The organism is Bacillus sp. FSL K6-6540 (assembly GCF_038007545.1).
Genome location: NZ_JBBOXH010000001.1, coordinates 1677668 through 1698016 on the forward strand (window position 1 = coordinate 1677668; position 20349 = coordinate 1698016).

A 20349-nucleotide genomic window follows, 5' to 3' on the forward strand; every position below is an offset into this window, starting at 1 on the left:
CTCTTTTTTTGTTCGCCTTGCGAATGCTGTTGCAAGATTCAATTTGAAATTTATTGCGCCTTTCTTCAATTTTATGCGTATAACCTTCATAGATCGTTTTAATTCGGATAGAGGAGTAGTGAGGATGGCAGAGATGGAATCACGACACCAGCTGGAGTCGCAGCTTCAAGAGATTTTGAAATGGGAGAAGGAACAGAAGGACGTCATGTTCTGGGAGAAGCTCGGAAGAATTCCCTTTATGTTGCTGGATCGCCTCACGCCCAAGGCTGTTCAAGAGAAAATCGGAAGCGCTTTGAACGAGGTAGGCGGATTTATTCAAAGCGGCGGGAAGCATCTGGTTCGCGAGAAGTCGGTCATGAATGTTCTGGCTCAGACCGCTGGATTGGAAGGTTCAGGCGCGGTGAACGACCCTTCCGCGAAATCCGGCGAGGCGGAGTCGGCTGGCGCTGGGAACGGAGAGGAGCAGGCGTTGGCTTCCGGACTTACGCTGGCAGCAGCCGCGAAATTGCCGCTCCAGGTCATGGATGCGGCAGCGGATACGCTGACGGTAAAGCGGGTCAAATTCGCGGCGGCCCAAGGGGCGGCAACGGGAATCGGAGGCGTATTTACGATAGCGGCCGATCTGCCCATGGTGCTCGGTCAATCGCTCAAGGTGCTTCAGGAGATGGCCCTTTGTTACGGGTATGATCCGAACGATCCCCGGGAGCGGGTGTTTATCGTGAAATGCCTGCAGTTTGCATCCGCCGACATCGTCGGAAAGAAAGCGGTGCTGGAGGAGCTTGCCAGTTTTGACGACGTCCAGGCGACGGAGCAGGTCTTCTCGCAACTGCAGGGCTGGCGTGAAGTCGTCCAGTCGTATACCGATAACTTCGGGATGAAAAAGCTGTTTCAGCTGATTCCGATCGCCGGGATCGTATTCGGTTCGATCAGCAACAAAGGCACCATAAGCGATGTGGCCGAAGCTGGGAAAATGCTGTACAAGAAGCGGCGTGTTCATTACCGTCTTCGGAGTATGGAATATCCGCTGTAATCAAGGATATACACGGATCGACACGACAAAAAGGGATGCCCGCCATGCGCGGACATCCCTTTACTTAATCAACATCGGAAAATATCATGACGCAACCCATAAAGGTGGTTTCTTACCGATTATCCACCTTTTCGGGGTACAGGTCATGGTTCATCAGACGATTCGCGGCGATCTCCTCGTATTTGGTGCCCGGGCGACCGTAATTGCAGTACGGATCGATGGAAATGCCGCCGCGCGGGGTGAATTTGCCCCATACCTCGATATATCTCGGATCCATCAGCTTGATCAGGTCATTCATGATGATATTTACGCAGTCCTCATGAAAGTCCCCGTGATTGCGGAAGCTGAACAGGTACAGTTTCAAGGACTTGCTCTCCACCATCTTGATATCCGGAATGTAACTGATGTAGATGGTCGCAAAGTCCGGCTGGCCTGTGATCGGGCATAAGCTTGTAAATTCGGGACAGTTGAACTTGACGAAATAGTCGCGGTAGGGATGCTTATTGTCAAAGCTCTCCAGAATGCCGGGATCATACTCGAAGGTGTATTTCGTGCCTTGGTTGCCGAGCAGGGTAACGTCTTCCATTTCTTCTTTTTGTCTTCCAGCCATTTATGATAACTCCTTCATGTATATGAATTCAAACTCAATCCAATCATCGGTATTTTCTTGATGCCGTACTAAACGCCGCGTTTATTCCCCCAGACGAGCGTGTGCAATTGCGGCAAGACGCGCACATCGTTTAACCGGTCGGATTGCATGACCGCATCAACAAGCGACTCGTACCGGTCCAGCAGATGGGAGACAAGCGAAGTCGTGTCCCCAGTGCCTACATCGGGATTACCGGTCTGCAAGTAAAATGGCACGTTCGGATATCGTTCATGGACCGTTTCCGCGTAGGTCAAGTCCTTATCGTCAAAGACCACAACCTTCAGGCTGAAGGTTCTGCCGGGCGGACGGGCGGATAAACGCGAGACGATATCGTCGAGCTTGCCCCAGTCCGTATCCATGCCCGAGCTTGGCGGCTTGGGGGAAATGGTGACTTCATCGATATGATTCAGCCAGTCCTGCCAGCGTGAGCCTTGGGTCTCCACGGCAACGGTAATTCCGTGCCGATGCAGCTCATCCACAAGCGCTCCAAGCTGGGGAAGAAGAGCTGGATTGCCGCCGGACAGGGTGACGTGATCGAAGCGTTCTCCGCCCAGACGGTACAGCTCTTGCCAGATCTCATCAGCGCTCAACAGCGAGATGGAGTCCTTTGCGGAACCGTCCCATGTGAATGCGGAGTCGCACCAGGAACAGCGATAGTCGCAGCCGGCAGTCCGAACAAACATCGTCTTGCGGCCAACGACCATGCCTTCGCCTTGAACGGTAGGACCGAAAATTTCCATCACGGGAATCGGACGGTCCACCGTCATGGCAGGGGAGGAGCCCCCGTTTGAATCCGTAACAGGCGTTTCATGCACATTATTCATGGATCATCCACTCCCGTCTGACCTCGGCATAGCTGGTCGGCGTCTCGAACAGGCGAACGAATTCCGTTCGCATGCCTTGTTCCTCATAGGATTCTCTGCTGCGGAGGGCCTCCTCCATTTTCTCAAACAACCAGACCACCATGTTCTCTGCTGTCGTATTCATCGGCGGCAAGGTCTCGTTCAGGTAACGGTGATCCAGGTAAGGTTCGATACTCGTTTTCCAGCAATCCTTGATGTCTCCAAAATCCACGGTAATGCCGACCTCGTTTGGAGTTCCGCTGATACCAAAAACCACTTTATACGTGTGGCCATGCAGGTTTTTGCATTTTCCCTCATAGCAATGCAGGTGGTGCGCAGCATCGAAGGTAAACTCTTTGGAAACAAGCACCCGCTTCCGATGGTAACGCAGGCTTCCGGCATCGATGTCTTCGCCAAGCTTCTGCAGATGCTTTACAATGCGGAAAGCCCCGGGCTCGCGGCTCATACCAGGCGCCCCCTCTCGGAGATGCCGCTGCGGCGCTGCATATACTTGTCGAGCCCCGCTTTTCTCAGCTTGCATGCAGGACATTCCCCGCAGCCGTCTCCCTTGATGCCGTTATAACAGGTTAACGTATGATCGCGAATATATTCGAGCGCATTCATCTGGTCGGCAAGCTCCCAGGTTTCGGATTTGTCGAGCCACATGAGCGGAGTATGAATGACGAACGGGTAATCCATGGCCAGGTTCAACGTAACGTTGAGCGATTTGATGAAGCTGTCCCGACAGTCGGGATAACCGCTGAAATCCGTCTCGCATACGCCCGTGATCAGATGCTTCGCTCCGACGCCCTTGGCCAGCACGGCTGCAAAGCTGAGGAACAGCAGGTTTCGGCCATCCACAAACGTCGTAGGCAAGCCGTCGCCTTCGGCGATCTCGATATCGCTGCGCGTTAATGCATTCGGTGCCAGCTGATTAAGCAGGCTCATATCAAGCACCGTCTGCTTCACGCCTTGCTCCTTGGCAATCTGTGCCGCGCATTCTATTTCAAGCTTATGGCGTTGGCCATAATCGAATGTTACGGTTTCCACCTCGGCGAAGCGTTCCTTCGCCCAGAACAGGCAGGTGGTGCTGTCTTGCCCCCCGCTGAAAACAACGACTGCTTTTTCATTTTTAAGCATAAAAAAACCTCTCATCCTTCATAATTTAAGAGCAGCCCCAGAGGGCCGATCCCGTAGAAGAAAGAGAAGTTCATTGAACTGAATCCGTAAAAAAACAAGCCTTATTCTTAGGGTGTAACACCGAATAAGACACGATAGTTTTTTATAGAGGGAGTTCACGAACCTCTCCCACGCACCGATGCAGGCGCATGGATTGTCTTCTGTTGTCCTTGTGACCGCATGGAGAGCCGTGACCGGCATGCAGTCCGATTACGCCCTCCATTATAACACGGCCGGATTATTTGATAAACACTCCGCCGAAGGGAATTGCTTCCCGCAGGAATCGCTTGATGATGCCTTCGTCGTTTAAATCGTTCACGAGCCGCTGATTCTGGCGTCCCGCTTGAAACAGCACATAACCGTCGCCGGTCAGCTTCCAGTGATAGTTCATGTGCTGGCTGGCCAGATGATTGCCGTATACGGTCAGATCCAGCTTAGCGGCTTCGGGGTAGGCGATGATGCTTCCGGCGTCCACATACAGCGGCTCGGTAGGATGCAGCTTGACTTTGCATACCGGGCCTTGGGTCAGAATGCCGATGCTGCCATTCCCGGAAAACTTCATCTTAATGGCATCTCGCGTGACCAGCATGTTTTTGATTTTCAGTATTCTTGTCTGCATCGTAACAAACCGGGTGTAAAAGAAAACATGACGAAAATCATAGAGCATGTCCTGTTCGCCTTCCAGCTGAATTTCATGCATGTTGAAGCCCGGGGGAAGCGCAGCCGTAAACTGGCTGGGTCCCGTAATGTCGGCACGGATCAGCTTTTTTTTGCGGTAGATGCCCTTCACGTTCATAAGCCGATCGCTGCGCCCGGAGGAGGGTCCCCGATAGGCAACGATCTGCTCGGGATGAAGGACATGCGCCGTGTCCCCCTCCGTCAAGGAGAACGTAACCGCTTGACCTGCTCCGCTGCCGGCCGCATCTTCCATTCGGATAATCATCGCCGCGCCTCCTTTTGCCTGGTTGAATGGTATGGAACTGGATAAGAGCTTGTCCTATCTCGAACGGTTCGTTCGGCGCATGCCGAATCGCAGGACGCGAATGATGACAAAGTATCCGGCAGCTAACGCCACGGCGGTGATCGCTACCGTTTTTAAACGTTCCGCCCCGCGCTTTCGTGCGGCTTCAGCCTCCTGTAACTGGCTTACCATTTGGGTTAATTGCTGGTTCTGCTCTGCAAGATTGGAGTTCTGTTCCGCCAGGGTCAGATTTTGCTGCTGCAGCCGTTCGGAAGCGATCTTGGCTTTATCAAGCTCTTGCAGGGCTTGGTTATAGTTGCTCTTAAGCTGGTTTATTTCATCGGGGAGTCCCGTGAACTGCTGGATATTATCGTACATATTATTGAAATAATTGGCGCTGGCGGTCCGTCCTCCGGCCGGCAGCGCGATTCCTGCCACCAGCAGAATAAATGAAAGTTGGATGAGCCTGGATTTTGACGGCTTAAACATGCGGGGTCACCACCATTCGATTATTTATAGTAAATACGAATCAGATTTCGACAGGTTTCTATTAATATATATTACCCACATTCGCATGGGAAGTGAATCCATTCGCAGCTAAGTTGTTTAACTTGCCAATGCGGCGGGTAATGTATTCAAGCAAGCGCATAGAGGCCATCCCATACGAAATGAACATAAAATGATCTAGCAGATAAAAGGAGATTGCGATTATGATGAAAGATAACAACGTGAAGAAAATTATGATAACGGTGAATGGAAAGCCCGTAGGCAACGGCTTATTAATCGATAAAGTCACGTACGCGCCCATTCAACGCACTGAAAGATTTATGGGAGATACGAAGTCCGCTTCGGCAGCGGTAATAGGTTAGTAGATCCCGTATATTCAAATAAGCAGCCTTTAAAACCCGGAGAACGCTCCGGGCTTTTTTGCGTTGGTTGGCGTTAATCTATCGAAGTCGTTTTCATTTTGCTGCGAGATGGGAATATCCTAAACAAACAGAAAATATCGTCTGAATATGACGTTTTATGGCAGAAACAGTTACAAAATAATACATTTATCCTTTATACTAGGTCGTAACTTGAATCAGTATATATAAACCATAACAGGAGAAAAGGAGTTTTGAAGAAAATGGGCTTTTGCATTCATTGCGGTAAAGAATTAACGGATGGCGTCGCACATCAATGCGCTAACGACATCTCGGCGAAATACACGGCGGCAGCGGCGGAGCCGGAACATGGGCGTCCCGATTCCGCATCGGCCGGAGGCTCGCATGCCAAAACTTCATCGGCCGTTCAAGTCGATGGTCAGGTGCTGCTGAATCTATTGAAAAATCCGATGAGCGCCCTGAACATGCGGGGGGATCAAACAGGCATGATCTATGGCCTGATCGGGATGGCCTCCAGCATCCTCGGTTTTTGGTTGTTCGGCCTTGGAGTCAAGCGGATGTTCTATTCCGGACTGGGCATGATGTCCGCCTTGTTAAGCGATTTCGGCATGGGGAGCCGTTTTCTTTTGCTGGGATTGTTCTCAACCGTCATCCTGCTGGGTTCGTTCTGGCTTGCCGGGAACGTAATGACCAAACAAAAGCTCGACATGAAGGATTACATCGCCAAAATGGGCTCGTTCCAGCTGCCGTTCGGAGCGGTGCTAATTGTTAGTGGACTGCTCAGTTTCTTGTTGGTAAAGCCGGCTTTCTTCCTCCTTGTATTTGCTCTAATGACCGGATTGGCAGCAAACAGCGCCGCCACAATCGAGTTGTACCGGATCGGCTCAACCCAGCTGGTCAAATTCATTGGGATCGCTTTAGGGATATATGTTGTGCTGCTTGCCGTCGTCAACACCATTTTATTGTAAAGGAAGGGCATTCCGAGGTTAGCCGCAGTTTTCCTTGTACGCGAACTGACATAAAGCATATCCACGAAAGACCGCAGCTCATAAGGGCTGTGGTCTTTTTTTGTCGAAATTAGGATGGGAACATATGTTCCGTGACAGTAAGATGTCCCTCTCTATTGGTACATTATTAGAAGAAGAGGAAAGAGGTGGATGTATTGCAGTCAGGCTTGTATTCGGATTATACATGGAGCCACAGCCATGTGTTCGCTGGCGGCACTAGTCAAGTCTTTCTGCTGATCGAGTGGAGGGCTGGTGTCCAGAAGCAGAAAACGCAGTCCAATGGACTTCGTCGGCGCATAGCCGAAGAAGTCCAGCTGCACCTTCAATTAGGAGAAGGCGTTCAAGTGGAACAGATGTATGGCTGCCAAGGGGAGATTCTGAATGATCGCAACATCTCGTTGTCTTTAGGCTCTTTGTCCGAAGGGAGAACCAAGCAATTGGTTCTTGAGCTGAGTGTCGGTGCTCGTCAATCGGGGGTGTATCCGATCGTTACTGCTTTATGGACCTATATGGATGTTCTAAAGCAGAAGGTGGTTTTGCAGCCGTCCCGAACGATACCGCTTCAATTCAGCAATCATACGACATTGAGATACCGAAAAGCAGATTACCGGGTAGAGAAAGTACTGAAATTATACCAGAATGCTTTCATCCTGGAACAGGCAAGAGAAGAGCTGGAACAGGGGAATTTGACTCAAGGTGAAGATCTGATTCGTAGACAGGCAGATGAGATGCTTTTATACGCAACCCGATTTCGAGATCCGGAATATTTAAAGGAGGCCGAAGTCCTTTATAAACTTAGTGTTCTATATAAGAATACATATCAGCAGTTTTATTCTGAAAATGCGAACTGGAAAAGGGACTTTAGACTTAATTCATAACCAGGAAACAAGAATCCCTATATAAAAAAGGAAAAATGATATCAGGGTCGAATGTACTATTTAGCAGTCAACAAAAATATGTCTAATTTACTAGAAAGATAGGGAGAATGCCATATGACAGACCGACTGATCCGACTAATGAGAATCATTACCCTTGTACAAGCAAGACCAGGAATACTTGCTCGGGAGCTTGCCGAACGCTGTGGAACCAGTGAAAGAACCATTTATCGGGATATGGATGCCCTCAGTGCCATGCATATCCCCATCACTCACCAAGGCCGCGGCCGCGGCTATACTTTCATTGGACATTTTGCAATGTACCCCCTTGGTTTAACGGAAGAGGAGGTACAGGCATTATTTAAACTGCTGAATGTAATGGACAAAATCAAGCCGATCCTGCCGGATGAATTTGAAAGCGCTTATGAAAAGGTGTTGGCTGCTGTATATAAGCAAAGCGCGGAGAAGGCTGAAATTCAGGCCGGGGACCGGGAAGAATCCACTACCGGTTTATAACACTTCCACTACATGTAACAATTAAACCTCGAACGAATGGACACAAATTCATGTGACTATCGTCGAGGTTTTGTCATGTTCAGGGTGCAACTGCGGTCGTGAATAGAGATGATGAATCAACTAGTCAACTAGAATCAGGTTAGGAATATTATACCAAAATAGTGGATTATATGATAAAATAAATACAATTTCTCTCATCCATACAAAACTGTAAGCATTGTGTAATTGTGAGAGTCTCGGTAGATGTCCCTAAGCAAGGGCGTAGAAAGGAGATATGAAGCAATGACATAGGGTTTATCTATAACGATTTTCAGGAGGATATGCATGAAAAAGAAGATTTTGATGAGTGTATTAACGGTGCTAACCGTGATCGTCGGAAGCTTGAATTCGGCCGTGGCGGAGGCGGCCCAAGACAATAGGATCGGCAAAGCGGTGGAGTCTCGTGAGACCCCGGTTGTCCAGTTTACGGATATTCAGGGCCACTGGGCCCAGGCAGCTATTCAAGATGCGGTACAACGAGGTTATGTGGATGGGTACCCGGATAAAAGATTTCTGCCTAACCAACAGGTATCCCGAGCGGAATTCATCAAAATGGCGGTATCGGCCCTGGAGCTTGAGTCACCTTCTACAAGTTCAGGTTCCTGGTATGCTCCTTACGTGACGGCGGCCGAATCGGCAGGGATCTATAAAGCCGGGGATCATGCCGACGGTAACCTGACTCAACGGATGACGCGTGAAGAGATGTCCAAGCTGGCGGTAAAAGCACTGGGGTACAAAAATGTGGAGGACAAGCAGTGGATGTATCTTGCATCCAAGGATGGCATCATATCCGGGACCGCCCCGGGCGTAATATCACCAACGGGCGCTACCACAAGAGCTCAAGCGATTGCGGTCATTGAGCGACTGCTTCAGGTAAAAAGCGGCAAGGAGCTACCCGTGGATAAATATGCAGTAGCTGCAGCTGAGGTGTATTGGCACAAGACGAATATTTTCTCGGTGGCACCGGAGATTTTTAATGGGCCGGATAATCATAACAAAACAGGAATAAATTCTTGGAAAGTCTCTAATCTAAAATTCTCTGGTAAAGATGGTACCACAATACAGGTAGAAGAGCTTTTAGCAATTGATTGGAATGACCCAAGAGATCCAAATAGAATCAAACTTCCATCAAAAAATAAACTCTCATATAGAACTTATAATGGGGATTGGGTAAAATTTTCTGATGATCTCAAATGTTATGTTGTTGTTGTTAAAGCTCGTATAGTAATTAATAAAAATCCAAAAGGTTACCCTATTTCAGATCGTGTAAATCTTCAAATTCATGGTTACAATGGTGTTCCTACTGGAAATAGTCTCATAGTACCTTCAGTTATTCAATCGAATGATTCTAGCAAAAAGATATATGGACTTGTTATTCCAAAAGAGAAATTCAGTACAGACGGATCTATCAGAGTTTCAATAGAGTCTATTTCAGCAGGAGCACCGATCATAAGTCAAGTCCTTTCTAGATCAATATTGATAAAGTAGGAGGACTTTGAAGATGTTGCGAGCTTTTTCATTATTGGTGCCATTTATTTTGTTATTTAATATTATTATATTTGATCCCATTGAAATAGTTGCGGCCGGGGAGATATCAGAGAGTATCAATTATGAAATGCTCAAAGATCCTGATGATTATGAATACGGGGGGTATTTATTTTCGGATAAAAAGCAGTTATCTACAAAGTCCATCTCTGTTACTGCTCCTCCAGGAAAAATAATAAAAAAATTAGAGTGGGTTGATAAGAGTACTGGGACAACTATACGTTCATTTGTAGATTTTACCCCGGGCGTAAACAAATGGATAAATAAAACTGATACTTTAAGTGGCAGTAAAACAAAGGTCCGATCAGAAGAAAACACAAATTATGGAGGGGTATATTATTGGGATCGTTGGTCCATTTTTGATGCAGGTAACTGGTATGGGAAACATTGGAGGGCATCGGGAGGTGCTGTAAGTAAGAGAGACAGTAGAGGTTGTGATGACTCAGCTGCAACTGAAAATGTTCAAGGTAACTTACTTCCGAAGTATCCAAACTGCACAGATGATGCACTTGAAGCAAAAATCCCCCGAACTAAACCATTTTATGTTATTGACGTTAACTCCCCCTTCTATAGTCAATGGATTCGAGATGGTGGGATTTCAAAAGAAGAGGTTGAGGCTACTAATGTTAAGGTTGATAGAAATTCTTTAATTGTTAGTGGGGGTGTCCCTACTGATACAGGCTATGCTGATGTAAGTACTTTGCCAAAGTCAGGCGCGCTTGTAAATGTTACTGATTTAAATCTAATAACTATTAATTTTAGTCAATCATTTAACAATGATAAATATCATCATTATTGGGCAAATCCTGGTGCCAAGCAGGTGTTTTATTTTAACAAGTTTTATGCAGATTTCACATCTTACACCTACGTGTACAAAGACAAACTCCTCCGAGCCACCTTTGCAGATGGAACATCAAGCCTGGAAATTACCGGCCCCACCTGTGTTCCGCCGGCCGGTACCGTTCAACTTACAGCGAAATTAACGAAGGTAGACGGAAGTACATACAATCTGCAAAGACACGATAAGTTGACTTGGCGAAGCTCGGATAACAGCATCATGTCCGTGAACGCTTCCGGTATGGTTACAGCCGTGGCAACGACGGGGCAAGCGACGATTACGGCTCATTTTAAGGACACGGCCCAAGCCTTGGACGAAACCGACGATGCCATGATTCAGGTGGGGGCAGGGTCAACGTGCGGAAATAACGGAGGAGGGGGCGGCGGTGGAGATGGAGGCTCAGGCGGTCCGCCCAACACATGTGAGATCCAAATCGGTGCTGCTAGAAAGGGAACTGTTACTTCGCACACGGTAATGGACCCCGTGGCAACGGGTGTCATTAAGGCGGATAACCGGGATTCAGAAAAGTTTGATGTTCTTGACGGGATACCGACTTCGGAATCCCTGTACGTCAATGTGTTTGGCCTCAATTATCTGTACAAGAACCAATGGGCGAACATGACGGGGGAGATCACCTACACCGTTCCCGTCAAAAAAACATACCTTCTCACCTGGACGATCCCGGGAACGCCAAGCTCAGGACCGGATGATCCCGGCACGCCCGATGAACCTATGGAAGAAGAGGTTCCGGTAGAAGAACAGGTGACGATAACGAGGCCGTACTCCTACTGGCAAATCGATAACCTGGAGGTTTATAAGCTGTCCAAAACGACTGTCAGCAACTATGCTTTACCAGGCGGTTCGGTGAGCCTCACTCCAGCCGGTTACACACCTCCCGTTCTTACGTCCGATCACAGCACGAGTCTTGACGATCATGTGGAGCCTGCTTCATGCGAAGAAGTGGATTTAGGGACGGAAACCGTTTCAGGCGGTTCAAGCAGACCGGCGGTGCCGACAACGGATTTTACGTCCGCAGCCGAGTCGGCCGTGGGCCAAAACCAGGTAAGAAACGACAAAGTCCTGTTTAACGGATCTACCGTCATGAGTGACAGCTGGGCACAGGGAACGGCGCCATCTCCAGGGATTATCCCTCCGGCTGCGACGATACAAAGAGACGTATTGTACGGCAGAAACTATCTTATCAGCAGTACGCTGTTGAATAAAGCAAATACGGCGAGCACCGGTACGATTGATTACGAGCTCATCCCGGGCAACATCAATGGCGGGTCCCATCAATCGTTCCCGGTCAACGCCATAAACACCGTCACGGTCCACACCCCGGTCGTCAACTATTCCTCCGTAACGGATGATCAGGCCCACAACCAGAAGACGACCCCCAATCCGAATCGGTCCGCCTTCATCTTGGATCGGCCGTTTACGGTACGCATCCCTACCTCAGGCCAGCATCGGAACATTCAGGGATACGGAAACCGGGACTATGCGAAGTATGTAAGATCGAAGCAGGTTTATTTTCCGTTCGATGTGTACAGCAGCGACAAGCGCACCTTCTATCCAAAAGACACCTGGATCACGATCCCGACGGCACAGCTGGACACGGAGTTTTTTCTGCCGGTGTGGGTAGATGAGGGAGATTACCAGGTGTACTTCCGTACGATTGCGGAGAACGCGCCGCCCGACTATACGACGCAGCCCGATGCCAACACGAATTTATCCCACCATGTGGCTACGGATATAGAACCTGTAGAAGTGATCGGGCGCGTGTATGATTTTCATATCACGGATATTGCCGATTATAACTGGGAGACGGTCTTCCGCAAACAAAAAGGGAATGCGTCACCAAGCGGGGCGTCCTATTGGACAGGACTCCGCGGCATTGACGGCGAGGCCCGGGGGAACGCGCTGCCTTATACGCTTCCCATCGCTCCGGGCAAGCATCCGGCACAGGGGTATAAGAATGCGGCCGTGAAGACAGGATACCACTTCAAATTCGATTTGAAGACTAAGGGCAATATGTTCGGGGCGCAGGACGGCATTTCGGTTACGCCGAGCTTTTATTTCGTGAATAAAGACGGCAGCGGACGTCAGCCTGTCGATCTGTATTACCACAGTGGAAACCGGAAGTTCATTCGAATCGGTTCCCCGCAGGATACAGAGAAGCGTTACGTCATTCTGAATGAAAGGCTGCGCAATGTACCCCAAGAGGAACTGCAGGATACCGCTTCGTATCTATACAACCACGGTGGGGCACCGGCGGGAATGTCCCCGGCGGCCTACGCGAAGCAGTACATGGAGAAGATCAGCAAGAGCAAGACCTGGGTAGGCCGGCTCGACTGGATGCTGCTGCCTTCCGGCATTCGAACATTGATTGGGCCAAAGTCGGGGCTGCCAACCTCCGTTGACGGAGAGCGGGCCAACGCCGCTGTTCAGCGCTGGTACGGTGAATACAGTCTTCCCGCCGACGTCTATGTGGTGAAGAAAGGAACGGATCTGGCGGCTTATGGACGGAGTAACCGATTGGACGAGAAGTCCTCTGTATTTCTGAAGAAGGGGTATATCGTGGTCAATTTCAACATCGAGACGATCCGGGAGGGCAATACGGCCAAGTCCCATCTGCAATACATTCATGCACCGCTCATGAATCAGTGGCAGCTTGAAGGGTACAGCCGAACCTATACCGATCCGTATGGCAAAAGATTTACCCTGCTGGATGGGGATGTCGTATTTTATCATGCGGATCAATCCAGTAAAGGGGATTTCAACTCCCAGGTTCCCCATTAAAATCGTCATGAACCAGCCTCTCCCGTTCTCAGGAGAGGCTGGTTTTTCCATTCAATAATGCGGCCAGACCCCGTTATCATAAAGATACCGGGCAAAAGCCATCGGATTGTAGTATGAGTATTTCCAAACTTCCTCCATTCCGGCTTCCCGAAATCCATAACGTTGATCGCAGCCATTGCATTCAATGAAATAGATCTTTCCATTCTCGGTAATGCCGACATCCATTCCAAAATCAGCTGCGTACGGAATATACAAGGACAGCGTCTTGGCGACATGGAGGGAAAACTCAGCAATTCGTTCGATGGTAAGTCCTACAGGCAAGTAAGGCATACAGCGGGCGAGTATGTCCGGGACCCGATAGGCTGAGCCGCCTTGAGCAATGTTGGAGACAAACGTTCGTGGAGCCGATGTTTTGGCGAACATGCCGGCGACTTCCCAGCGCCCGCTTCCCCCGCGCTGAACGGTAACTCGGATATCAAAGGGGCGGTCATCATATTCGGCAAGCGGTATGCGCTGCTGTACAACGAATGGAGCTTGCCTAATCCGCTGATAGATCAGAGGATGGAGCTTTCCGGGCGGCAAGGTAACCGTTCGCCAGCCCTTGGCCGATGGGGATGAGCGGGAGTAAGTGAATTGACTGCGTAAAGAGTTACCTTTTAATCGCATGATACCAACCCCGATGCTTCCATTGCATGGTTTTAGAACGAGATCCCCGTGCTGGCTCAGCATGGAGCGAATCGAGGCAGGGGTAGCTTCTACCGTATGAGGCAGGGATGGTAATATCCCCTGGTCCTGCTCCAGCATATGATGTATAACGTTTTTACCGTAACGCGTACGCCCGTTATAAACGAATACCCCGCGCTTGATCAGTTGATCAATCAGCGCCTGCTCCTGTTTTTTATGATAAATAGCCCGCATATGAATAACGCGTGGGATGGGAATATGCACTTGCGAATATCCAGCTGGAGCCGGAACAAAACCAGTCACCTTTCCAGTCTCTAGTGAAATATGATGGATTGTAAAAAAACAAGGAACCAACCCATTCATGGCAGCAGCTTCTTCGTAGTTGGCCAGTGATTCAGTGCCGATTCCCCCGCTGGAAATTCTGCGATACGTATTGTTGTTGAGCAGAATGCCGACATATTCCAGATGCATGGTCACCCTCCTTGTCACCATAATCCTGTAGTCTTTGTACCATATCGTATGCGTGAGGATGATTGTCCCGGATGGACGGGTGTCGCCCGTGGTTGGCCTATTCTTTGTCGGGAATTAGTCACCAACAGGCCCTGATTCGGTATATGTTAAGGTATCTAACCATACAAATGAACAGGTATGCGCATTTTGGATATGGCAACGAAACACTACGGATCAAGGGGGAACCTTTGATATATCAGTAGGTGTTTTTCATATAGATAAGATGTGAGAAGGATGTGGAGTTATGGGTTTGCGGAAGGTGGCGGTTGTGACGCCGGGATCGTTTGTCATTCCATCGGGGAGGAGCAGCTCCGTCGAGCGGGTAGTAGAGCAGACCATTCCATTAGCGCAGGGTGCCATGGATGTGCGCATATTCGGAGTACTGGGAAAAGGGCTCCCTTCAAAAGACACGATCAACGGCGTTCCGTGCTACCGCCTGCCATCTGGAACGAATTATTATCCTTCCTTGCTGCGGAGGCTTCAGAAGTGGAGACCGGATATTATCGAAGTTCACAATCGGCCGCTGCTGGCGCAGCGCCTCAAAATGCATCTGCCGGATGTGAAAATCGTATTGAATCTTCACTCCAATACATTTATTTCACCTCCGTATATGAGCGAGCAGCGTTTTGGGACCATTGCTCGCTGGATGGACGGCATTGTGGTGAACAGCCGTTTCCTGCTGGAGGATATCACTTCAAGACATGCTGGGCTTCTGGAGAAGATCACGATTAATCATCTTGGTGTGAGTCTTGATCATTTTACTCCTGCTTTCAGTCCTGCTGCCAAGGCACTAAGAGAGGCAAAGCTTGCTCATTACGGATGGAGCGGACGGCGAATCATTCTGTTTGCGGGACGGCTCATCCCTGACAAAGGGGTTCACCATCTGATTGCCGCATTGCCTCATATCATTGACAAGCATCCGGATGTTCTTTTGCTTATCATCGGGAGTGCAGCCTACGGATCCGATCGGGAAACCGCATATGTACGGGAACTGAAAAGAACGGCCGGACCTTATACCCAATGGGTATTTTTCCGCCCCTTTATCCCTTATCCCGCAATTGCAGACTGGTACTCGCTTGCCGATATTGTGGTTGTCCCCTCAGCGCCGAGGGAAGCCTTTGGGCTCGTGAACGTGGAAGCCATGGCTGCAGGAGTTCCCGTCATCGCTGCGAATGCAGGCGGTATCCCGGAGATCGTGGAGAACGGCGTGACGGGCTACCTGGTTCAAAGGGATGATTTTCCTGGCGGGCTTGCCGAACGGATTAACGGATTGCTTCAGGACGAGAATCTGCGTACCCGAATCGGGATGGCTGGCCGTGAAACGGTACGTCAGCGTTTCAGATGGGATCATACGGCAGAACGATGGGCTAACCTGATGCAAACCATCTAACCGACTGTGGCAGTAGCCCCTTCTCTTGAATAGGATGAAGGTAACGATTAGAAGCAGAGGAGAGAGCTGACAGTGAACAAAGCCAGAAGGATCACCAGGATAAGAAGGGGAAGGCCCTTTCGGCGGTACGATGGCTATAATAAGAAGATAGCCATCAGAGGAACTTCCGGCAAGTGGTCAGATTTAGATAATGATGTGATGGATCACGCGTTGGCTGATGATGTAATCAGTGCTTCCCATCTGCAGCATCGCAGCGTAAGAAGTGAAGCGATTGAGGATTATGCCGTACACAGTATTCATCTGTCATCCGAATCCATTATTTCTTCCAAACTAGCGCTTGAATCGGTTCAACCGAGTCATCTTTCCTTTAATCCGGTTCAAGGGATTCCTGATATGCCTTTACTTCAGCAGTTTGGATATTTCCCCTTCATCTTTTCTGATGAACAAGAAACGATCGAAATTACAATACCGCTTCAGACCTCCTATCAAGATGAACATTATGTAGTGGTGGCATCGTGCAGTGATCCGGTGTTTCAAGCTGGCATTCGAAAACGGCAGCATGCGGAGGTGGCCATCGGAATTACGCGGCCGGCAGGCACTGTGATCTCAGAAGGCTGGCTGTACTGGATCTCAATAGGCCGGATGGCAACATAATGGAGGAGAAGGATGGGGGAAGCGAGATTCCACCCATCCTTTTTAGTAACCGTGGGAGGTCCCATTCGTCAACATGATGAAGATGCCGTTCCGAAAGAGCCTCAGTGCAATCATCCGCGAAAGTGAATACTAAGGAGTTCTCCGAATGACGCTCATTTACGAACATGTTACTCCAATCAAGTGTTGTTTACATATGGAAGATGATCATACGTATAGAGAATGGAATGGTCCCTGTGGATGCCGTCACGAAGCGAGAAAGTCAACATACAATAGAAATGAATTGCCAAATGATTATTCGGTCCTCACGCAGTGATGAGAAACGGGAGGCGGAATGTATATGAAGGACTTTTTACGATGAAGAGACGCGGCACTCGCTTACGGACATCTTTATCGGCGACTCTTCCCAAAGCTGATCCGGTTGAAGGACGGAAGGATGGATTTATCGTTGGCTATTCTTATGGCGTTCAACACGGACAAAAAAACGGAGAAGCCTCATTTGAGGGCATCAGCATCATCATTCCCATTCATGATCCAAACGAAGATGCCATTGGCAAGATTAGAAGAATCGAAGCCTTAACGCCGCATCCATATGAGCTGCTCATAGCTGATGCCGGCTCCTCGGAAGGAACCAGGCAATATGTGCGCGGCCGGATCGGAGCGGTACGACACATTATGGAGAGAAGTGGTCAAGGCATAGCGGTTGTTCTTAATAAGGCACTTCGTGCTGCACACGGGAAGAAGTTAGTTATTCTATATGGCTGTACACCTGTTATGGATAACTGGATCGGCGGTCTGATGGATGAGCTGGAACATGCACCCGCTATCAAAACGGTTTGCGTTAGTTTTGCACAGTCAGGAACCCCCGTACTTTCCGGGGACGAAGCGGATATCCATAACCGGTTAAATGCGTGCTGTGCTCTGTTCCGCCCCGAGCTGTTAACGGAGGTTGGAGGACTAGATGAGGGGCTTCCATCATTACAGGAAAGCATAAGCGAATGGTTAGGGCGAGTTCCGCAGCAATATAGAACGATGCTGCCAGCTAAGGATCTATTCACTTGATTCGAAGGATGGCATTATTGATGGCACCAGGAAGCTTGTCGAAGCATATGTTGAAAAATATGATGAGCGAAGGAGAGTTATGTCGTGGAGAAAAAAATAGATGATATGGTCGAATACCTATCGCACTCCCAGCAGCAATTAGCGCGCATTCTAGAAGCTCAGCGTCATGCAGCAGTCCGCATGGCTCAAATTATACATTCCTTACCGAATCATGAAATCCAAGCCTCCGAAGAACCGAATTCACGAGGAGGATCATCGTTAGGAGGACCATCGTTAGGGGGACAATTATTAGGTGGCCGGTCGTCAGGATCCCAGGTGGAACAAGTCAATAGCAGCATTGCTGCTTATTTGAACGCCATGGCCGACCTGCAACAAACATCGGCAGACAGTTTGGAAATCGTAATGAAAGAGCTTAGAGCGAACGAGCAAGGCGAAGAATAATGGGATCCGACTTCGTTGGTTAAGGGGGAATGTATGTGAGTAAAGAGGAATCGTTCATGCGGATTCTCGATGCATCCGTGACTATTCAATATAATACCTATCTCATTCTTCAAGGGAAAGCGGTAGAAGCCGAAAAGGTTTGTCAATGGGTCTTGACTCAATATCCTCGTTCCAAGGGAGAGTTGAAGGATTCGTTATCCATTCACGAGCAAATTGTCGAGCAAATCGAGGGCTTGACGAAAATAGGCTCCGGTCTGTGCCGGAATCTGCGGATTATTCTCGGAACGGACGCTGAACAAGATGATGCCATGGGATTTGATGCATTCGATTTCGGAGATACGGACTCATGATCGCGCGCATACAACAGGAACATGAGGCCAAGATTGCTATGGTATCATCCATTGCTAGAAGCCAGCAAGCGCTGGCAAGTATTTTGGAAAGTATCGCAGAGGTTACGGCACATTCCGAAACAACCGCGCGCACGCTTGCGGAGAATATTCGGCTGCTTGTCGGCTATCAATCCGTGATGGCTGAAATGTTGACAGGCATTCCGTTAAATCGGTACAAATTAGGCAGTCCGGCATCGCCCTGGATAACATCCGAGTGCCAGCTATTTTACAATGAGGCCGGGTTAGAAGCTACGAATTGAACCTTGCAGGAGGATTCGCCATGAACACGGCATTAACGGTCAGGAATCATCGTAAGGCTTCACCCATGGCACGGAAGAAGTCATTCGCAAAAGGGCTGAGAAGCCTGAAGTCATCAGTTACTAAACGCCGCCATGGCAAGCCAGTCAAGCGCCATCGAGCCGGTGGACGCTACAGCTCCAGGTCTGAGGCCGGCAGATCCCGGCCTTTATCCCACCAAATCCATGACAAAGGGTATGATCATTCCTACATGGAAGATTTTAAAGCCGGATTTGCGAAAGGGTATGAAGATGGGAGACAGGCTGTTACCTTAGCCTAGACGACACAGGTAGCATTCTATATAACTAAGGCTGAAGAACGATCCCGTTTACCGAATCAAAATTATGTATGGAAGAACCCCGCGGACCAATTTGAGCCAGAGCACATTTCCGTTTGGTAGGCGAATGAATGGATTTGTATCGCTATGTTCGACATACGATGGTTAAAAGCAAAAAATGGGGTGAGGACTAATGAGTCGAACCAGCAGAATAGACAAGCGATTCATTCGAAGAACATGCCGTAAGATGGGTTTCCCCAAATCATTCAAGTCCTTTGGCACCGAAGCGAGATGGGTTCATCAAACCATGGAATGTTTAAAAGACTCCTACAAAAGCAGCATATGGAAACTTGAAATCGAACATGACCAAAAGCGCGTCCCCGTCATTCTTAAAATTTCGAAAGCGCTCAAAAAAGACCGGCCGGAAAGCACGGTTGAGAAAAATATCTACCGTAAAGGAAGAACAGTGCTTCAACCGTTCATGCCACTGGTCTATAAGACCAAACGAAATATGAACGGACGCGATTTGTGGGTATTCATGGAATACGTTGAGCCTCTTAAAGGGCGAGTTCAGTATAATCCGGATCATTTTGACAAAATCATTCCGACACTAGCGAAGCTCCACTCCTCTACGATGAATGAACGCTTTATACAATATGAGGGACTATTCGGTGATTGGCTGCCTCGATATAATTCCAATGTTATGAGACAAGAAAGAAAAAACATAAATAAGTTAACCTTATTTTATTTAGATGAAGCGATGAAAAACAACAAGTTGAAAGATATGATTAATCCATACTACTCACTCGTAAAGGGCCTGCTGCAGAGAGGGCCGGATTATTTCCCGGAGGTCGTTCATGAAGGCTGCTGCATTATCCATGGAGATCTTCACACTGCAAACATAGCGACCAACAATGTTAAGGAGAAGTCGTGGAAAATCAAGTTTATCGATTGGGAAGGCGCAAAATATGCCCCGTGCTGGTTTGATCTCGTCAATTTGATCGGGGTTTTCTTGGCATACCGCCGAGAATGGGGGGATCAGGAAGAGGATATAACCCGCCGCTGCGTTCAATTATATTCGAATGAGATGAGAAAGCACGGAGTTATCTTTAATACGGATCCACTAAAACTGTATCAGATGGCATTTGCAAAACGAATACTCGAGAAAGGGCTGTATCTGCAGCTGAATTGGGCTGTTACCGGAAAAAAAGAGGCGAAGCTGCTGCCGGCGTATTTAGAAAAAATCAAGGTCTTAGGAAAAAATTTGGAGCTTTATTAGCGCTAGAAACATTCGGTCCTATGAATACGAAGTTGAATACTACACGGTTAACCCGCGTGTTCTGCGGGTTATTTTGCGTTGCTTTACAATGTTTATCCAGCGCCCATCCGCATAAAGATCCAATTATTCGCAGGATGTAAAATCGTGTACACGGAATGTTAAATCGCGTTTTTTTAATGTCATGTCGGAGGTCCTCCACATA

The 20349-nt window shown here is 48.7% G+C and carries 22 protein-coding genes; 15 read left to right on the forward strand and 7 right to left on the reverse strand.

Features of this window, described 5'->3' with window-relative positions:
• Positions 1–124 precede the first annotated feature (124 nt).
• Positions 125–1030, forward strand: a complete 906-nt coding sequence (locus tag MHH82_RS07140; RefSeq protein WP_340964696.1) for an EcsC family protein — start codon at positions 125–127, stop codon at positions 1028–1030.
• Positions 1031–1142: 112 nt separating this feature from the next.
• On the opposite strand, the gene queF is transcribed toward MHH82_RS07140, so the two are convergent.
• From queF to MHH82_RS07170, 6 genes are all read right to left on the reverse strand, one after another.
• A complete protein-coding gene (gene queF / locus MHH82_RS07145) occupies positions 1143–1640 on the reverse strand; it encodes a preQ(1) synthase (RefSeq protein ID WP_009591586.1) in 498 nt (165 codons plus the stop codon).
• Between the two features lie 68 nt (positions 1641–1708).
• Positions 1709–2446 (reverse strand): 7-carboxy-7-deazaguanine synthase QueE, encoded by a 738-nt coding sequence (gene queE / locus MHH82_RS07150; protein ID WP_049788788.1) that lies wholly within the window; start codon positions 2444–2446, stop codon positions 1709–1711.
• A gap of 49 nt (positions 2447–2495) precedes the next feature.
• Positions 2496–2987: a 6-carboxytetrahydropterin synthase QueD gene (gene queD, locus MHH82_RS07155; protein ID WP_340964700.1), complete on the reverse strand. Its 492-nt coding sequence runs from the start codon at positions 2985–2987 to the stop codon at positions 2496–2498.
• On the reverse strand, positions 2984–3661 hold the full coding sequence (gene queC / locus MHH82_RS07160; protein WP_340964702.1) for a 7-cyano-7-deazaguanine synthase QueC: 678 nt from the start codon (positions 3659–3661) through the stop codon (positions 2984–2986). The genes queD and queC overlap by 4 nt, the downstream gene beginning before the upstream one ends.
• Positions 3662–3938: 277 nt before the next feature.
• A complete protein-coding gene (locus MHH82_RS07165) occupies positions 3939–4643 on the reverse strand; it encodes an AIM24 family protein (RefSeq protein ID WP_009591651.1) in 705 nt (234 codons plus the stop codon).
• 54 nt (positions 4644–4697) lie between these two features.
• A complete protein-coding gene (locus MHH82_RS07170) occupies positions 4698–5150 on the reverse strand; it encodes a cell division protein ZapB (RefSeq protein WP_015733928.1) in 453 nt (150 codons plus the stop codon).
• Positions 5151–5371: 221 nt separating this feature from the next.
• On the opposite strand from MHH82_RS07170, the gene MHH82_RS07175 reads away from it, so the two are divergent.
• From MHH82_RS07175 to MHH82_RS07200, 6 genes are all read left to right on the forward strand, one after another.
• On the forward strand, positions 5372–5530 hold the full coding sequence (locus MHH82_RS07175) for a hypothetical protein (protein ID WP_009591751.1): 159 nt from the start codon (positions 5372–5374) through the stop codon (positions 5528–5530).
• Between the two features lie 260 nt (positions 5531–5790).
• Entirely contained in the window at positions 5791–6516 is a 726-nt protein-coding gene (locus MHH82_RS07180; protein WP_340969846.1) for a hypothetical protein, read from the forward strand.
• Between the two features lie 185 nt (positions 6517–6701).
• Complete coding sequence (locus MHH82_RS07185) at positions 6702–7433, forward strand: hypothetical protein (RefSeq protein ID WP_340964707.1); 732 nt, start codon at positions 6702–6704, stop codon at positions 7431–7433.
• A 114-nt stretch (positions 7434–7547) separates the two neighbouring features.
• Positions 7548–7946, forward strand: coding sequence for a helix-turn-helix transcriptional regulator (locus MHH82_RS07190; protein WP_015733931.1), 399 nt, complete (start codon positions 7548–7550; stop codon positions 7944–7946).
• A 324-nt stretch (positions 7947–8270) separates the two neighbouring features.
• Positions 8271–9473 (forward strand): S-layer homology domain-containing protein, encoded by a 1203-nt coding sequence (locus MHH82_RS07195; RefSeq protein WP_340964713.1) that lies wholly within the window; start codon positions 8271–8273, stop codon positions 9471–9473.
• A gap of 877 nt (positions 9474–10350) precedes the next feature.
• A complete protein-coding gene (locus tag MHH82_RS07200) occupies positions 10351–13167 on the forward strand; it encodes a DUF5704 domain-containing protein (protein WP_340964716.1) in 2817 nt (938 codons plus the stop codon).
• Positions 13168–13218: 51 nt separating this feature from the next.
• Here the strand turns inward: MHH82_RS07200 and MHH82_RS07205 are convergent, their stop codons facing one another.
• On the reverse strand, positions 13219–14322 hold the full coding sequence (locus MHH82_RS07205; protein ID WP_251499255.1) for a YheC/YheD family endospore coat-associated protein: 1104 nt from the start codon (positions 14320–14322) through the stop codon (positions 13219–13221).
• Between the two features lie 283 nt (positions 14323–14605).
• Between MHH82_RS07205 and MHH82_RS07210 the strand changes: the two genes are divergently transcribed.
• From MHH82_RS07210 to MHH82_RS07245, 8 genes are all read left to right on the forward strand, one after another.
• On the forward strand, positions 14606–15751 hold the full coding sequence (locus MHH82_RS07210) for a glycosyltransferase family 4 protein (RefSeq protein ID WP_015733935.1): 1146 nt from the start codon (positions 14606–14608) through the stop codon (positions 15749–15751).
• Between the two features lie 72 nt (positions 15752–15823).
• Entirely contained in the window at positions 15824–16405 is a 582-nt protein-coding gene (locus MHH82_RS07215) for a WIAG-tail domain (RefSeq protein ID WP_251499250.1), read from the forward strand.
• A gap of 354 nt (positions 16406–16759) precedes the next feature.
• A complete protein-coding gene (locus MHH82_RS07220) occupies positions 16760–17464 on the forward strand; it encodes a glycosyltransferase family 2 protein (RefSeq protein WP_015733938.1) in 705 nt (234 codons plus the stop codon).
• Between the two features lie 84 nt (positions 17465–17548).
• On the forward strand, positions 17549–17905 hold the full coding sequence (locus tag MHH82_RS07225) for a hypothetical protein (protein ID WP_015733939.1): 357 nt from the start codon (positions 17549–17551) through the stop codon (positions 17903–17905).
• Positions 17906–17934: 29 nt separating this feature from the next.
• Complete coding sequence (locus tag MHH82_RS07230) at positions 17935–18255, forward strand: hypothetical protein (protein ID WP_235201757.1); 321 nt, start codon at positions 17935–17937, stop codon at positions 18253–18255.
• On the forward strand, positions 18252–18554 hold the full coding sequence (locus tag MHH82_RS07235; RefSeq protein WP_340964729.1) for a hypothetical protein: 303 nt from the start codon (positions 18252–18254) through the stop codon (positions 18552–18554). The genes MHH82_RS07230 and MHH82_RS07235 overlap by 4 nt, the downstream gene beginning before the upstream one ends.
• A 20-nt stretch (positions 18555–18574) precedes the next feature.
• On the forward strand, positions 18575–18871 hold the full coding sequence (locus tag MHH82_RS07240) for a hypothetical protein (RefSeq protein ID WP_015733941.1): 297 nt from the start codon (positions 18575–18577) through the stop codon (positions 18869–18871).
• A 190-nt stretch (positions 18872–19061) separates the two neighbouring features.
• Positions 19062–20147, forward strand: coding sequence for an aminoglycoside phosphotransferase family protein (locus MHH82_RS07245; RefSeq protein ID WP_015733942.1), 1086 nt, complete (start codon positions 19062–19064; stop codon positions 20145–20147).
• The last annotated feature ends 202 nt before the right edge of the window (positions 20148–20349 follow it).

Coding starts and splice junctions, on each gene's coding strand:
- queD (WP_340964700.1), bottom strand. CDS start 2,987: ATGAGCCGCGAGCCCGGGGCTTTCCGCATTGTAAAGCATCTGCAGAAG.
- MHH82_RS07245 (WP_015733942.1), top strand. CDS start 19,062: ATGAGTCGAACCAGCAGAATAGACAAGCGATTCATTCGAAGAACATGC.
- MHH82_RS07220 (WP_015733938.1), top strand. CDS start 16,760: ATGAAGAGACGCGGCACTCGCTTACGGACATCTTTATCGGCGACTCTT.
- queF (WP_009591586.1), bottom strand. CDS start 1,640: ATGGCTGGAAGACAAAAAGAAGAAATGGAAGACGTTACCCTGCTCGGC.
- MHH82_RS07140 (WP_340964696.1), top strand. CDS start 125: ATGGCAGAGATGGAATCACGACACCAGCTGGAGTCGCAGCTTCAAGAG.
- MHH82_RS07210 (WP_015733935.1), top strand. CDS start 14,606: ATGGGTTTGCGGAAGGTGGCGGTTGTGACGCCGGGATCGTTTGTCATT.
- MHH82_RS07180 (WP_340969846.1), top strand. CDS start 5,791: ATGGGCTTTTGCATTCATTGCGGTAAAGAATTAACGGATGGCGTCGCA.
- queE (WP_049788788.1), bottom strand. CDS start 2,446: ATGACGGTGGACCGTCCGATTCCCGTGATGGAAATTTTCGGTCCTACC.
- MHH82_RS07195 (WP_340964713.1), top strand. CDS start 8,271: ATGAAAAAGAAGATTTTGATGAGTGTATTAACGGTGCTAACCGTGATC.
- queC (WP_340964702.1), bottom strand. CDS start 3,661: ATGCTTAAAAATGAAAAAGCAGTCGTTGTTTTCAGCGGGGGGCAAGAC.
- MHH82_RS07175 (WP_009591751.1), top strand. CDS start 5,372: ATGATGAAAGATAACAACGTGAAGAAAATTATGATAACGGTGAATGGA.
- MHH82_RS07190 (WP_015733931.1), top strand. CDS start 7,548: ATGACAGACCGACTGATCCGACTAATGAGAATCATTACCCTTGTACAA.
- MHH82_RS07170 (WP_015733928.1), bottom strand. CDS start 5,150: ATGTTTAAGCCGTCAAAATCCAGGCTCATCCAACTTTCATTTATTCTG.
- MHH82_RS07235 (WP_340964729.1), top strand. CDS start 18,252: ATGATCGCGCGCATACAACAGGAACATGAGGCCAAGATTGCTATGGTA.
- MHH82_RS07165 (WP_009591651.1), bottom strand. CDS start 4,643: ATGATTATCCGAATGGAAGATGCGGCCGGCAGCGGAGCAGGTCAAGCG.
- MHH82_RS07240 (WP_015733941.1), top strand. CDS start 18,575: ATGAACACGGCATTAACGGTCAGGAATCATCGTAAGGCTTCACCCATG.
- MHH82_RS07230 (WP_235201757.1), top strand. CDS start 17,935: ATGTATGTGAGTAAAGAGGAATCGTTCATGCGGATTCTCGATGCATCC.
- MHH82_RS07205 (WP_251499255.1), bottom strand. CDS start 14,322: ATGCATCTGGAATATGTCGGCATTCTGCTCAACAACAATACGTATCGC.